General features: G+C 65.2%; 13 protein-coding genes and 1 pseudogene. 8 read left to right on the top strand and 6 right to left on the bottom strand.

The features are described from left to right. Positions 1-57 precede the first annotated feature (57 nt). The 4 genes from rpoH to ftsY all read right to left on the bottom strand — a co-directional run bounded on the left by rpoH (position 58) and on the right by ftsY (position 4,146). On the bottom strand, positions 58-912 hold the full coding sequence (rpoH, locus tag N7650_RS24495) for an RNA polymerase sigma factor RpoH (protein WP_009396783.1): 855 nt from the start codon (positions 910-912) through the stop codon (positions 58-60). Positions 913-1,022: 110 nt separating this feature from the next. Further along, positions 1,023-2,048, bottom strand: a complete 1,026-nt coding sequence (gene ftsX / locus N7650_RS24490; RefSeq protein ID WP_009396781.1) for a permease-like cell division protein FtsX — start codon at positions 2,046-2,048, stop codon at positions 1,023-1,025. Beyond that, on the bottom strand, positions 2,045-2,716 hold the full coding sequence (ftsE, locus tag N7650_RS24485) for a cell division ATP-binding protein FtsE (protein WP_009396779.1): 672 nt from the start codon (positions 2,714-2,716) through the stop codon (positions 2,045-2,047). The genes ftsX and ftsE overlap by 4 nt, the downstream gene beginning before the upstream one ends. Next, positions 2,713-4,146, bottom strand: a complete 1,434-nt coding sequence (gene ftsY / locus N7650_RS24480) for a signal recognition particle-docking protein FtsY (protein WP_279900411.1) — start codon at positions 4,144-4,146, stop codon at positions 2,713-2,715. Before ftsY ends, ftsE begins: the two co-directional genes overlap by 4 nt. 237 nt (positions 4,147-4,383) lie before the next feature. Here ftsY and N7650_RS24475 point away from each other — a divergent pair, with 237 nt between their 5' ends. From N7650_RS24475 to N7650_RS24460, 4 genes and pseudogenes are all read left to right on the top strand, one after another. Further along, positions 4,384-5,736, top strand: coding sequence for a pitrilysin family protein (locus N7650_RS24475; protein ID WP_064301164.1), 1,353 nt, complete (start codon positions 4,384-4,386; stop codon positions 5,734-5,736). Positions 5,737-5,819: 83 nt separating this feature from the next. Beyond that, positions 5,820-7,181 (top strand): annotated as a pseudogene (locus N7650_RS24470) (pitrilysin family protein); the annotation flags it as partial. Beyond that, on the top strand, positions 7,181-7,762 hold the full coding sequence (gene rsmD / locus N7650_RS24465; protein WP_009396770.1) for a 16S rRNA (guanine(966)-N(2))-methyltransferase RsmD: 582 nt from the start codon (positions 7,181-7,183) through the stop codon (positions 7,760-7,762). The pseudogene N7650_RS24470 and the gene rsmD, both read left to right, overlap by 1 nt. A gap of 91 nt (positions 7,763-7,853) precedes the next feature. Next, positions 7,854-8,840, top strand: a complete 987-nt coding sequence (locus N7650_RS24460) for a hydrolase (protein WP_279900409.1) — start codon at positions 7,854-7,856, stop codon at positions 8,838-8,840. Here N7650_RS24460 and N7650_RS24455 read toward each other — a convergent pair whose 3' ends face one another. Together N7650_RS24455 and N7650_RS24450 are read right to left on the bottom strand one after the other, a co-directional pair. After that, positions 8,841-9,695: a sulfurtransferase gene (locus N7650_RS24455; protein WP_279900408.1), complete on the bottom strand. Its 855-nt coding sequence runs from the start codon at positions 9,693-9,695 to the stop codon at positions 8,841-8,843. Positions 9,696-9,725: 30 nt separating this feature from the next. Then, positions 9,726-10,391, bottom strand: coding sequence for a TetR/AcrR family transcriptional regulator (locus N7650_RS24450; protein ID WP_279900406.1), 666 nt, complete (start codon positions 10,389-10,391; stop codon positions 9,726-9,728). Between the two features lie 200 nt (positions 10,392-10,591). Between N7650_RS24450 and N7650_RS24445 the strand changes: the two genes are divergently transcribed. From N7650_RS24445 to coaD, 4 genes are all read left to right on the top strand, one after another. Continuing rightward, positions 10,592-11,995 carry a coniferyl aldehyde dehydrogenase gene (locus N7650_RS24445; RefSeq protein ID WP_279900405.1) on the top strand — a complete coding sequence of 468 codons (1,404 nt, stop codon included), beginning with the start codon at positions 10,592-10,594 and terminating at the stop codon, positions 11,993-11,995. Between the two features lie 54 nt (positions 11,996-12,049). After that, positions 12,050-12,535 (top strand): twin-arginine translocation pathway signal protein, encoded by a 486-nt coding sequence (locus N7650_RS24440; protein WP_279900416.1) that lies wholly within the window; start codon positions 12,050-12,052, stop codon positions 12,533-12,535. A 14-nt stretch (positions 12,536-12,549) separates the two neighbouring features. Next, positions 12,550-14,178 carry a GMC family oxidoreductase gene (locus N7650_RS24435; RefSeq protein WP_279900404.1) on the top strand — a complete coding sequence of 543 codons (1,629 nt, stop codon included), beginning with the start codon at positions 12,550-12,552 and terminating at the stop codon, positions 14,176-14,178. A gap of 72 nt (positions 14,179-14,250) precedes the next feature. Beyond that, positions 14,251-14,730: a pantetheine-phosphate adenylyltransferase gene (coaD, locus tag N7650_RS24430; protein ID WP_279900403.1), complete on the top strand. Its 480-nt coding sequence runs from the start codon at positions 14,251-14,253 to the stop codon at positions 14,728-14,730. Positions 14,731-14,815: the final 85 nt, after the last annotated feature.

Here is a 14,815-nt window from a genome sequence, read left to right as displayed (position 1 = left end):
AGGCAACAAAAAACCCGACCTTGCGAGTCGGGTTTTCTTTTTCAGGCTACCGGAGCATCAAGCAGCGATCAGGGCCTTCACCTTGTTCATCGCATTCTTCTCCAACTGGCGGATACGTTCCGCCGAGACGCTGTACTTAGCCGCCAGGTCATGCAGGGTGGCCTTTTCTTCTGCCAGCCAGCGCTGGTAGAGAATATCGCGGCTGCGCTCGTCCAGGCCTTGCAGGGCTTCATGCAGGTTGTTCGACGAGCTGTCGCTCCAGTCGGCATCTTCCAGTTGGCGAGCCGGGTCGTAGCGATGGTCTTCCAGATAGTTGGCCGGCGACTGGAAGGCGCTGTCGTCGTCGGCTTCGGACGCCGGGTCGAAGGCCATGTCCTGGCCAGTCAGGCGACTTTCCATTTCGCGGACTTCACGCGGCTCCACACCCAGGCTTTCAGCGACGCGATGCACTTCGTCGTTGTTCAGCCAGGCCAGACGCTTCTTCTGGCTGCGCAGGTTGAAGAACAACTTGCGCTGGGCCTTGGTGGTCGCAACCTTGACGATGCGCCAGTTGCGCAGGATGAATTCGTGGATCTCGGCCTTGATCCAGTGCACCGCGAAGGACACCAGACGCACGCCCATTTCCGGGTTGAAGCGCTTGACCGCCTTCATCAGGCCGACGTTGCCTTCCTGGATCAGGTCGGCCTGGGCCAGCCCGTAGCCGGCGTAGCTGCGGGCGATATGTACTACGAAGCGCAGGTGCGCGAGCACCATTTGCCGAGCGGACTCAAGATTTTGCTCATAGTAGAGACTCTCGGCCAGTTCACGCTCCTGCTCGGCGGTCAGCAATGGAATGCTGTTCACCGTGTGCACGTAGGCCTCGAGGTTTGCACCCGGGACCAGCGCATAAGCAGGTTGCAAAGAAGTGGTCATACGAAAAAACCTCCGACTCACTGAACTCGTGCCCGTAGGCACTGCCATCATTGACCGGGAACGGCGAGACAAGTTCCCTCACTTGTATAGTCAATGCCGGCAAAAAGACACTATCGCGGGGCCAGCTCACTCAGGTGGCGAGCCACCGCGATCCATGCACCGATATACCCTAACAGCACCGCCCCAAGCAAGAGCGACAGACCATCGGCCGAGGGCACACCGGCCAGGGCGAAGTCGCTGCCATACAGTCCTGAAAGGTCGACCACCGCGTCATTCAGCCAGTTCAACCCGAATGCCAGCACTCCCCAGGACAGGATCCCCGCCCCCAGGCCATACAGCGCCCCCATATAAAGAAAGGGGCGGCGAACGTAGCTGTCGGTGCCGCCGACCAGCTTGATGACTTCGATTTCCGTGCGGCGGTTCTCGATATGCAGGCGAATGGTATTGCCGATCACCAGCAACAGCGCCGATACCAGCAATACGGTCAGGCCGAAGACGAAACGGTCGCCCAGCTTGAGAATCGCCGCCAGACGCTCGACCCAAACCAGGTCGAGCTGGGCCAGCTCCACATGCGGCAGTTCGGCCAGACGTTGACGCAGTGCGTCCAGCGCCGGCTTGTCGACCTCGTTCGGCGTCACCACCACCACCCCCGGCAGCGGGTTTTCCGGCAGTTCGCGCAAGGCTTCACCGAGGCCGGACTGCTGCTGGAACTCGTTCAGCGCCTGTTCGCGGCTGACGTATTCGGCATCCGCCACCCCGGGCAATGTCCTGATCTGCTCGCGCAGCGCTTCGCCATCGCGCACGCTGGTATCCAGCTTGAGGTACAGGGAAATCTGTGCCGCGCGTTGCCAGGATCCGCCGAGCCGTTCGATATTGCTGAGGATCAACGACAGGCCCATGGGCAGGCTCAACGCCACCGCCATGACCAGGCAGGTGAAGAAACTGCCGATCGGCTGCTTGCCGAGGCGGCGCAGACTGTCCAGCAGGCTGGAGCGATGGCTTTCCAGCCAGGCGTGCAGCAGGGTGCGGAAATCCGGGCCGTCGTCGTCTTCGGCGCCCTTCTTTTTCTTCGGTTGCGGATCGGCCGGCTTCGGCGCCACCCGTTCGGATACTTTCGGACTGCGTGTCGCACTCATTGCCCGGCCTCCCCATCGCCGATCAGGCGGCCGCGCTGCAGCGTCAGCATGCGGTGACGCATGCGCGCGATCAGGGCCAGGTCGTGGCTGGCGATCAGCACGCTGGTGCCCAGGCGGTTGATATCTTCGAAAACACCCATGATCTCCGCGGCCAGGCGCGGGTCGAGGTTACCGGTAGGTTCGTCCGCCAGCAGCAGGGCCGGACGATGCACGATGGCGCGGGCGATGCCGACGCGCTGCTGCTGGCCGGTGGAAAGATCACCGGGGAACAGCTCGGCCTTGTCCGAAAGCGCCACGCGCTCGAGCGCCGAGTCGACCCGCTTGGCGATCTCGACCTTGGACAGGCCGAGGATCTGCAACGGCAAGGCGACGTTGTTGAACACGGTGCGATCGAACAGCAATTGGTGGTTCTGGAAGACCACACCGATCTGGCGGCGCAGGAACGGGATCTGCGCAGTGCTGATCTGCCCCAGGTCCTGTCCGGCCAACAGCAGCTTGCCACTGGTCGGACGCTCCATCGCCAGCAACAGGCGCAACAGGGTGCTCTTGCCGGCGCCGGAGTGACCGGTCACGAACAGAAACTCGCCCCGCCGCACCCGAAAACTCAACTCATGCAGGCCAACGTGACCATTCGGATAGCGTTTGGCGACCTGTTCGAATCGAATCATGGATGCTCCTGCTCGGCAAACAGTGCTTTAACGAAGGGTTCCGCCTCGAACGGACGCAGATCGTCGATCCCTTCCCCTACGCCAATATAGCGAATGGGCAGGCCGAACTGCTTGGCCAGGGCGAAGATCACCCCGCCCTTGGCGGTGCCGTCCAGCTTGGTCAGGGCCAGACCCGTCAGTTCGACGCTCTGGTTGAAGTGCTTGGCCTGGTTGATGGCGTTCTGGCCGGTACCGGCGTCGAGCACCAGCAGGACCTCGTGCGGCGCATCGGCATCCAGCTTGCCGATGACCCGACGGACCTTCTTCAGCTCTTCCATCAGGTTGTCCTTGGTATGCAGGCGCCCGGCGGTGTCGGCGATCAGCACGTCGATGCCACGGGCCTTGGCGGCCTGCACGGCATCGAAGATCACCGAGGCCGAGTCGGCACCGGTGTGCTGGGCGATGACAGGGATATGGTTGCGCTCGCCCCACACCTGCAACTGCTCGACCGCTGCGGCGCGGAAGGTGTCGCCGGCGGCCAGCATGACCTTCTTGCCTTCGAGCTGGAGCTTCTTCGCCAGCTTGCCGATGGTCGTGGTCTTGCCTGCACCGTTGACGCCGACCACCAGGATCACGAACGGCTTGTTTTGCGATTCGATGCGCAGCGGCTGTTCGACCGGCTTGAGCAGTGCCGCCAACTCGGCCTGCAGCGACTTGTACAGGGCATCGGCGTCGGCCAGTTGCTTGCGCGCGACCTTCTGGGTCAGGTTCTGCACGATCAGCGAAGTGGCTTCGACACCGACGTCGGCGGTCAGCAGGCGGGTTTCGATTTCGTCGAGCAGGTCGTCGTCGATGGCCTTCTTGCCGAGGAACAGGCTGGCCATGCCCTCGCCGATGCTGGCGCTGGTCTTCGACAGGCCTTGCTTGAGGCGGGCGAAGAAGCCGGTACGGGTTTCTTCTGCAGCAGCAGGCGCCACCACAGGCGCAGCGACGACCGGTTCAGGCTCGGCCACGACCACTGGAGCGAGCGGTGCGGGCGCTGGAGCAACCACGGGAGCAGGCGGCGGAACCACTGCGGGAGCAGGTTGCGGCGCAGGCTGGGCAGCGGCAGCGGGCAGTTCGGGAATCGGCGGCGGGAGTGTCGGCTCCAGGTCAGGCACCAGCGCTACCGGCTCTTCCGGCACCGGCAGGACCAGGCTGGACTCCGGCACGGGAGGCGGTGCAACAGGCAGCTCGACAATCGCCGGCGCGACAGGCTCGGGAGCGACCACCGGCGCAGCCGCGACCGGCACCTCCGCGATCGCTGCCGGAGCAGGCTCGGGAGCGTCAGGGGCCTGGGTTTCAGGCTGTTCGACAACAGGTTGCTGGGGCTTCTTGCGCAGCCAGCCGAACAGGCCTTTCTTTTCACCGGGGGCGCCCGGCGTTTTCTTGTCGTCGTTGGAACCAAACATGGAAGACGGCTATCTCAGGGTGGCGATGCGCCAGTGCGGCGCCTCAGAATTCTTTTGTAACGCAGAACAGACTCCTTTGAAGCCGGCTCGTTCGTGCGCGTCGTCTATTTTGTCGGGGGAGCCTTTGCGGCGACATCCTCGACAGGCATGGTCGCCAGGCAACCGGATCAGTATCCTAGCACCTCCTAGCCCGCGGACGCTAAGGCCAAGCGGGCAGCCCAACAGGTTGAATCATCGATGAATGCTCTAGCCCGCCGTGCCGCCGGCCTGCTGCTCGGCACGATCTGCATGCCCCTCGCGGCCTTCGCCGCCGACCCGCAACCCACCCATGAATTCATCCTCGACAACGGCCTCAAGGTGGTCGTGCGCGAAGACCACCGCGCGCCGGTGGTGGTGTCGCAGGTCTGGTACAAGGTGGGTTCCAGCTACGAGACCCCGGGCCAGACCGGCCTGTCCCACGCCCTGGAACACATGATGTTCAAGGGCAGCGAGAAGCTCGGCCCGGGCGAAGCCTCGCGCATCCTGCGCGACCTCGGCGCCGAGGAAAATGCTTTCACCAGCGACGATTACACCGCCTATTACCAGGTGCTGGCCCGCGATCGCCTGAACGTCGCCCTGGAACTGGAGGCTGACCGCATGGCCAGCCTGCGCCTGCCGGCCGACGAGTTCAGCCGCGAAATCGAGGTAATCAAGGAAGAGCGTCGCCTGCGCACCGACGACAATCCGGGGGCCAAGGCCTACGAACTGTTCAAGGCCATGGCCTATCCGGCCAGCGGCTACCACACCCCGACCATCGGCTGGATGGCCGACCTGCAGCGCATGAAGGTCGAGGAGCTGCGCCATTGGTACGAGTCCTGGTACGCGCCGAACAACGCCACCCTGGTGGTGGTCGGCGACGTCACCGTGGATGAAGTGCGCAAGCTGGCCGAGCGCTGGTTCGCGAAGATCCCGAAACGCAGCCTGCCGCCGAGCAAACTGCCGCTGGAACTGGCCGAGCCCGGCTTGCGCCAGCTCACCGTGCATGTCCGCACCCAGCTGCCGAGCCTGATCTTCGGCTTCAACGTACCGGGCCTGGCCACTGCGAAGAACCCGCGTGAAGTCCACGCCCTGCGCCTGATCTCCGCCCTGCTCGACGGCGGCTACAGCGCGCGCATGGCCAGCCGCCTGGAGCGCGGCGAAGAACTGGTGGCCGGCGCCTCCAGCCGCTACGACCCGTTCGCCCGCGGCGACAGCCTGTTCGTCCTTTCGGCGACGCCGAACACCCAGAAGAAAAAGACCCTGGCCGAGGTCGAGGCCGGTATCTGGAAACTGCTGGACGAGCTCAAGACCACCCCGCCCAGCGCCGAGGAACTGGAACGCGTGCGCGCCCAGGTCATCGCCGGCCTGGTCTACGATCGCGACTCCATCAGCAGCCAGGCCACCACCATCGGCCAGCTGGAGACCGTCGGCCTGTCGTGGAAGCTGATCGACAACGAACTGGACGAGCTGAAGAGCGTGACCCCGGCGGATATCCAGGCCGCCGCCCGCACCTACTTCACCCGCGAACGCCTGAGCGTTGCCCATGTACTGCCCGAGGAGCCGGCGAAATGATCCAGCCGACCATCCGCTTGTTCGCCGCCACCGCCCTGGCCTTTGCCCTCATGGCTCCGGTGCAGGCCGCTGATACCAAGCCCGCCAACACCCTGCAATCCGTCGCGGAACTGGAGGGCAAGGCGCCACCCACGCATCGCACCCTGGACATCCAGACCTGGAACACCGCCGAAGGCGCCCGCGTGCTCTTCGTCGAGGCCCACGAGCTGCCGATGTTCGACCTGCGCCTGACCTTCGCCGCCGGCAGCAGCCATGACGGCAACCTGCCAGGCATCGCCTCGCTGACCAACGCCATGCTCAACGAAGGCGTGGCCGGCAAGGACGTCAATGCCATCGCCGAAGGCTTCGAAGGCCTGGGCGCGGACTTCGGCAACGGCGCCTACCGCGACATGGCGGTAGCCTCGCTGCGCAGCCTGAGCGTTGCCGACAAGCGCGAGCCGGCGCTCAAGCTGTTCGCCGAAGTGGTCGGCAAACCGACCTTCCCCGCCGATGCCATGGCGCGGATCAAGAACCAGATCCTCGCCGGCTTCGAGTACCAGAAGCAGAACCCCGGCAAGCTGGCCAGCCTGCAACTGTTCGAGCGGCTGTACGGCAAGCATCCCTACGGGCATCCGGCCGACGGCACCGCCGAGAGCATCCCGCCGATCACCGTGGACCAGTTGCGCGCCTTCCATGCCAAGGCCTATGCCGCCGGCAACACGGTGATCGCCCTGGTCGGCGACCTCAGCCGCAAGGACGCCGAAGCCATCGCCGCCCAGGTTTCCGCCGCCCTGCCGAAAGGCCCGGCGCTGGCCAAGGTCGAGCAGCCGGTGGAACCCAAGGCCGGCCCGAGCCATATCGACTTCCCGTCCAAGCAGACCCACCTGCTGCTGGCGCAACTGGGCATCGACCGCAACGATCCAGACTACGCCGCGCTGTCCCTGGGCAACCAGATCCTTGGTGGCGGTTCGTTCGGCACCCGGCTGATGAGCGAAGTCCGCGAGAAACGCGGCCTGACCTATGGCGTCTACTCCACCTTCGTGCCGATGCAGGCGCGCGGGCCGTTCATGATCAACCTGCAGACCCGTGCCGAGCTGAGCGAAGGCACCCTGAAGCTGGTCCAGGACCTGCTGCGCGATTACCTCAAGACCGGGCCGACCCAGCAGGAGCTGGACGACGCCAAGCGCGAGCTGGCCGGCAGCTTCCCGCTGTCCAACGCCAGCAACGCAAGCATCGTCGGGCAATTGGGCGCCATCGGCTTCTACAACCTGCCGCTGACCTACCTTGAAGACTACATGCGCCAATCCCAGGAACTGACCGTCGAGCAGGTCCGGGATGCGCTGAATCGCCACCTGTCCGCGGACAAGCTGGTTGTCGTTACAGCAGGGCCGAAGGTGCCGCAGCAACCGCTGCCACCCCCCCTCGCCAAACCCGCCGAGCAGCCGCTCGGCGTACCGGAGCATTAATGGCCAGTCCATCCAAGCCGCACGCGGGCCAAGGCCAGTTGCGCATCATCGCCGGCGAATGGCGCAGCCGTCGCCTGAGCTTCCCCGACGCCCCCGGCCTGCGCCCGACGCCGGACCGGGTGCGGGAAACCCTGTTCAACTGGCTTGCGCCGCATATCGAAGGGGCCAAGGTGCTGGATGCCTTTACCGGTGCCGGCGCCCTGTACCTGGAAGCGCTGTCCCGCGGTGCCGGCGACGCCGTGGCCGTGGACAGCAACCCGGCAGCCATCGCCAGCCTGAAGAACAACCTGGAAATCCTCCGCTGCCCGCGCGGGCAGGTGGTGCAGAGCGATGTCCTGCGCTATCTGCAGGGCGAGGCGAAGCAGCGGTTCGACGTGGTCTTCCTCGACCCGCCCTTCCATCAGGATTTGCTGCCGAAAACCTGCGAGTTGCTGGAAAACGGCGGCTGGCTGGCTGATCACGCGTGGATCTACACCGAAAGCGAGGCCGCACCATCGTCCCTGGCCCTGCCAGGGAGCTGGCGCCTGCACCGGGAAAAGAAAGCCGGCCAGGTGCATTACGCACTGTGGGAACGCGGCTGATCGTCATCTGTCCGTCATACGGCGCGGCAGCTGCTGCAACCAGCACATACACTGGTTGACAGAGCTGCCGCGTTTTTCCGAGTGATGTCCTATGTCCACGTCTTCCTTCACGCCCGCAACGGGCCTGCGCAATCCTCACCTGCAAACCCTCTGGGGGCCCCTGTGGCGCAAATCGTTGCCACTGGATCACCAGCGCGAGCGCCTGTGGCTGGCCGATGGCGACTTCCTCGATCTGGACTGGGGCGGCCCGCATCGCGCCGATGCGCCGCTGGTGCTGGTGTTGCACGGATTGACCGGGTCGTCGTCCTCCCATTACGTGCTTGGCTTGCAGCACGCCTTGCAGGCGCAAGGCTGGGCCAGCGTGGCGGTGAACTGGCGCGGCTGCTCGGGCGAACCGAACCTGCTCGCCCGCAGTTATCACTCCGGTGCCAGCGAGGACCTGGCCGAGGTGATCGCCCATTTGCGCGCGCAACGGCCCTCGGCGCCGTTGTACGCGGTGGGTTATTCGCTGGGCGGCAATGTGCTGCTCAAGCACCTAGGCGAAGCCGGCTCGGCCAGCCAGTTGCAAGGCGCCGTGGCAGTGTCGGTGCCGTTTCGCCTCGACCAGTGCGCCGACCGCATCGGCCTGGGTTTTTCCCGGGTCTACCAGCGGCACTTCATCCGCGAAATGATCAGCTACGTGAAGACCAAGGAGCGCGACTTCCTCCATCGCGGCCATCACGAAGGCCTCGAAGCCTTGTCCCGCCTCGGTCCGCTGACCAACATGCGCACCTTCTGGGACTTCGACGGGCGCATCACCGCGCCGCTCAACGGTTTCAGCGATGCCCACGACTACTACAAGCGCTCGTCCAGCCGCTATTACCTGGGCGAAAACCGCACGCCGACGCTGATCATCCAGTCCAGCGACGACCCCTTCGTGTTCCGCCACAGCCTGCCCGAGGCCAGTGAACTGGCACGCACCACCACCCTGGAGCTGCATAGCCACGGTGGTCATGTCGGATTCGTCGATGGCAGCCTGCGCCAGCCGGGGTACTACCTGGAACGGCGGATTCCCGAGTGGCTGGCGCAACTGGGCTGATCAGTCGCCGGTAGCGACCTGGCGCTGCGGGTCGGTGATCCATTCGCTCCAGGAGCCGGCGTACAGCGGTGCCAGCGGGTAGCCAGCGAGGCTCAGGGCAAACAGGTTATGGCAGGCGGTAACGCCGGAACCGCAATAGGCCACCAGTTCTTCGGGCTTGCGCGGACCCAGCAATGCGGCGAAACGCGCCTTGAGCTGGTCGGGCGGGAGGAAGCGCCCGTCGCTGCCAAGGTTGTCGGTGAAAGCCGCGCATTGCGCACCCGGAATATGCCCCGCCACCGGGTCGATCGGTTCCACTTCGCCACGGAAGCGCGGCAGGGCGCGGGCATCGAGCAGGGTCAGGGCCGGATCGCCCAGGCGCTCGCGCAATTGCTGGGCACTCACCAGCAGCTTCGGATCGGGCTTGCCGCTGAAGGTGCCTTCGTGGCGCTCCGCCGGATCCAGGCTCAACGGCAGGCCCGCCGCGTGCCAGGCCTTCAGCCCGCCATCGAGGATGAATACCCCGTTGCGTTTGCCAAGCCAGGCCAGCAACCACCAGGCGCGGGCGGCGAAGGCACCGGGGCCGTCGTCGTACAGCACCACTTCGCTGTCATTGCTGATGCCCCACTGCTGGAAGCGCTCGATCAGCCGCCCGGGCTGCGGCAGCGGATGACGCCCGGTCACACCCTTGACCACCGGCCCGCTGAGATCGCGCTCCAAGTCGGCGAAATGCGCGCCGGCGATATGCCCCTCGGCGTAGCTGCGCTGACCGTAGTCAACGTCCTCCAGGGCGAAACGACAATCGAGAATCACCAGCTTCGGCTCGCCAAGGCGTTCCGCCAGTTGCCGGGGTGCAATCAGTTGCGCGAGGGGCATGACAGTCTCCATATCGATTGAAAGGGCACGCTACTGCTCCAGCGCATGCTGCAGCGGAACGTGGAATTCTTCGCACAGCGCGTCCACCGCCGGCTTGGCCGTGGCGGTGACATAGCCGAGCTCCAGCACCAGTACCTGATAGACACCACGCTTGATGGCTTCTTCACTCAGGTGGGCGGAATTTTCCCGGGTGGTGCAGAGAAAGCGCACCCAGGACGTCAGGATGATCCAGGTATTGAGCGTCAGCGCCTCGATCTGCACCGGGGTCATCTCAAGGATCCCGGCGCCGACGAAACCCTCGTAGATGGCCTGGCCCTGCAGCAGGCAGCGCTGGGAAAATCGCCGGTAACGGTCGGCCAGTGCCTTGTCGCTGTCGAGCAGGTGTTCCAGGTCGCGATGCAGGAAGCGGTAGTCCCACATCGCCGCGAGGATCGCCTGCAAATAGAAACGCTTGTCTTCGACCGTGGCCAGGCGGCCCTTGGGCGGATGCAGGAAGCTCTCGACCTGTTCCTCATACTGACTGAACAACTCGGCAATGATTTCCTGCTTATTGGCGAAGTGGTAGTACAGGTTGCCCGGCGAAATCTCCATGTGCGCAGCGATGTGGTTGGTGCTGACACTGCGTTCGCCCTGCTGGTTGAACAGCTCCAGGCTGTTTTGCACGATGCGCTCGCGGGTCTTGATGCGCGGGGCCATGACACGGGTTCCGGATTCATCAGCTTGAATGATGGGTTGATCTTACGGCGTCGGTCGGTGGGTTGCATCCATGGGATCTGTGGGGGATTCACCGCGGCCCCTGTGGGAGCTGGCTTGCCAGCGATGAGGCCCTCAAAGCCCATACAAAATCAGGATTAGAGTATATGCTCTAGCCCAAACAACAAATCACGGAGGCCCCGATGCCCCAACTGGACTGGCTCGACACCCTGTTCGCCGAGCAACGCGCCGCCTTCGCCCGCCTGCCCATGCCGCCCCTGGCCCAGCGCCGGCAGTGGCTCAAGGCACTGCGCCAGGCCCTGATCGCACGCCAGGACGAGCTGGTCGCCGCCATCGACCAGGACTTCGACGGCCGCAGCGCCGACGAGACCCGGCTCGCCGAACTCATGCCCAGCGTCCTCGGCCTGGCCCACGCGGAAAAACACCTGTCGCGCTGGATGAAACCTGTCCGTCGCGCCGTCGGCCTGGCCTTCCAGCCTGCCAGCGCTCGCATCCACTACCAGCCGCTGGGCGTGGTTGGCGTCATCGTGCCGTGGAACTACCCGCTGTTCCTCGCCATCGGCCCGTTGACCGGCGCCCTCGCCGCCGGCAACCGGGTGATGCTCAAGCTCAGCGAAGCCACTCCGGCGACCGGCCTGGTGCTCAAGTCCGTGCTCGAATCGGTGTTTCCCGCCGACATGGTCTGCGTTGTCCTCGGCGAGGCCGAAGTGGGCGAGGCCTTCTCGCGCCTGCCCTTCGACCACCTGCTGTTCACCGGCGCAACCAGCATTGGCCGCAAGGTGATGAGCGCCGCCGCTGCCAACCTGACCCCCGTGACCCTTGAGCTGGGCGGCAAGTCCCCGGCCATTGTCTCGAACACAGTGCCCCTGGCCGACGCCGCCGAACGCATCGCCTTCGGCAAGACCCTCAACGCCGGGCAGACCTGCGTCGCCCCCGACTACGTGCTGGTGCCGCGCGAGCGCATCCCGGGCTTCATCGACGCCTACCGCGACGCCGTTCGGCGCTTTTATCCGCACATCACCGGCAACCCCGACTACACGGCGATCATCAGCCCGCGCCATCTGGCCCGGCTCAACGGCTACCTCGACGACGCCCGCCGCCAGGGCGCGCGGATCACCAGCCTGTACCCGGACGAAACCCCAGCGGACCGTCGCCTGCCGCCGCTGGTCCTGGAAAATGTCAGCGATGCCATGCAGGTGATGCAGGACGAGATCTTCGGCCCGTTGCTGCCGGTGGTGCCCTACGACCAGATCGACGATGCCATTGCCTACGTCAACCAGCGCCCGCGCCCTCTGGCCCTGTACTACTTCGGCTACGAGCGGGGGGAGCAGCGCCTGGTACTGGATAACACCCATTCCGGCGGTGCCTGCCTCAACGACACCTTGCTGCATGTGGCCCAGGACGACCTGCCGTTCGGCGGCGTCGGCCCGTCAGGCATGGGGCACTACCACGGTTTCGAGGGTTTCCAGACCTTCAGCCAGGCCAAGGGCGTGCTGGCCAAGCAGCGCCTGAACCTGGCGCGGCTGATCTATCCGCCGTATGGCAAGCGCCTGCAACAACTGGTGTACCGTTTCTTCATCCGCTGATCGCTGCATAACAGGCCCACAACAATGACAACACGCCTGCACCAGGCCGCCGCGCTGAACCGTCGCGGCCTGCTCAAGTTCAGCCTTGGCGCCACGCTGTTCCTCGGCGGCGCCAGCCTGGTCGGTTGCAGCCCCGCAACGGCGGCGCCCGGCTTTCGCATCCTGCGCGACGACGATCTGCCGATGCTGCGGGCAGTCACGCCGGTGGTGCTGCAAGGTACCGCAGCGCCGCTCGAGCAGGTCCTCGCCCGCCTCGACGAGGCCCTGGCCAGCCTGTCGCCGGAAATGCTCAAGCTGACCCGGCAACTGTTCGATGTGCTTGCCCTGCCTTTCACCCGAGGCCCGCTTACCGGTATCTGGGGCCCGTGGCAGCAGGCATCGCCGCAGGCTATCGAAGCCTTTCTCCGGCGCTGGCGCGACAGCTCGCTGAACCTGTTGCGCCAGGGCTATTGCTCGCTGCTGCAACTGCTGCTGATGGCCTGGTACAGCCTGCCCGGATCCTGGGGCGCGTGCGGTTACCCCGGCCCACCGAAGATCTGAACAAGAGCCTGACCATGCCCGTATCCGACCCGTTCCGCGAAGGCCTCGCCCGCGGCTGGAAAGCCCGTGACGCCTCGGCCCTGGATCACCACCTGGACCTGGAAACCGATATCGCCATCATCGGCAGCGGTGCCGGCGGCGCCACCAGCGCAGAGCTACTGAGCGCTGCCGGCTACCGGGTGCTGCTGATCGAAGAAGGTCCGCTGAAAACCAGCAGCGACTTCCACATGCTGGAGAACGAGGCCTACGCCAGCCTTTACCAGGAAGGCATCGGCCGCCTCAGCAAGGACGGCGCGATCACCATCCTTCAAGGCCGCGCGGTAGGCGGCACCACCCTGATCAACTGGACCTCCAGCTTCCGCACACCGGAGCCGACCTTGCGCCACTGGGCCAGCACACATGGAGTCGAGGGCCATGGCGTGGACGACCTCGCCCCCTGGTTCGAGCGCATGGAGCGGCGCCTCGGCATCGCGCCCTGGCAGATGCCGCCCAATGCCAACAACGACGTGCTGCGCCGGGGGTGTGCGGCGCTGGGCCTGGACTGGAAGGTGATCCCGCGCAATGTCCGCGGCTGCTGGAACCTGGGTTATTGCGGCATGGGCTGTCCGGTGAATGCCAAGCAGTCGATGCTGGTCACCAGCATTCCAGCGGCACTCGAAGAGGGTGCAGAACTGCTCTACCTGGCCCGCGCCGAATACCTGGAGCACGACGGCGAGAGGATCGAGGCGTTGCACTGCGTGGCCATGGACCCGCAATGCGTGGCGCCGACCGACCGGCGCATCCGCGTGCGCGCCCGCCACTACGTGCTGGCCGGCGGAGGCATCAACAGCCCGGCGCTGCTCCTGCGTTCCAAAGCGCCGGACCCGCACCGGCTCCTCGGCAAGCGCACCTTCCTGCACCTGGTCAATTTCAGCGCCGCGCGCTTTGCCGAGCCGGTAAACCCGTTCTACGGCGCACCGCAGTCGATCTACAGCGACCATTTCCAGTGGCGCAACGGCATCGACGGGCCGATGGGCTACAAGCTGGAAGTCCCGCCCCTGCACCCGGCCCTGGCCGCGACCCTGCTCGGCGGGTTCGGCGAGGACAATGCCCTGCGCATGGCCGACCTGCCCAATACCCATGTGATGCTGGCCCTGCTGCGCGACGGTTTTCACCCGCAGAGCATCGGCGGCAGCGTGGAGCTGCGCAGCGATGGCTCGCCGGTGCTGGACTATTCGGTTTCGCCGTACGCCTGGGACGGGGTGCGCCGGGCCTTCCACAGCATGGCCGAAATCCAGTTCGCAGCCGGCGCCGAAAGCGTGCAGCCGCTGCACGCCGCCAACCGACCCGCGCACAACCTGGCCGAAGCCAGGGCAATGATCGATGGCCTCGATCTGCAACTGTTCCTCACCCGCCTCGGCAGCGCCCACGTGATGGGCGGTTGTGCGATGGGCAAGGACCCGGCCCAGAGCGTCTGCGACAGCCTGGGCCGCCATCACCAACTGGAAAACCTGTCGATCCACGACGGCTCGCTGTTCCCCACCAGCATCGGTGCCAACCCGCAATTGTCGGTGTACGCCATCGCCGCGCGCCTCAGCCAGTTGCTCGGCGAACGCCTCGCAACCCCATCCGGCGACCTTGTCCATAGTGCCTTTGGCCGATGATGGCGACTTGGCCCGGGCGTATCGGCTGCGCTACCATCCGAGTCCCTAACGCACTCCTGCCAGGACGACGCGATGAACCGAGTGTTGTACCCGGGTACTTTCGACCCTATTACCAAGGGCCATAGCGATCTGGTCGAACGCGCCTCGCGTCTGTTCGATCATGTGATCATCGCGGTCGCCGCCAGCCCCAAGAAGAATCCGCTGTTCCCCCTGGAACAACGGGTCGAACTGGCGCGTGAAGTGACCAGGCACCTGCCCAACGTCGAAGTCCTCGGCTTCTCTACCTTGCTGGCGCACTTCGCCAAGGAGCAGCAGGCCAACGTGTTCCTGCGCGGCCTGCGCGCGGTGTCCGACTTCGAGTACGAATTCCAGCTGGCGAACATGAACCGGCAATTGGCGCCCGACGTCGAGAGCCTGTTCCTCACCCCGTCGGAACGTTATTCGTTCATCTCCTCGACCCTGGTCCGCGAGATCGCGGCACTGGGCGGCGATATCAGCAAGTTCGTCCACCCGGCGGTGGCCGACGCGCTGACCGAGCGTTTCAAGAAGTAATCTCATCCGGCCAGGAAAACCGCTGCCCGCGTGCAAGATCGGCGCTAATACGGCACAATCGCGCCCATTGGTTTTCAATTGCCAG

It is taken from the genome of Pseudomonas sp. GD04058 (genome assembly GCF_029836855.1).
In the GTDB taxonomy this organism is placed as follows: Bacteria; Pseudomonadota; Gammaproteobacteria; order Pseudomonadales; family Pseudomonadaceae; genus Aquipseudomonas; species Aquipseudomonas bharatica.
Note: the sequence above shows the minus strand (reverse complement) of the source record. Positions and strands in the feature narration are given on the sequence as shown.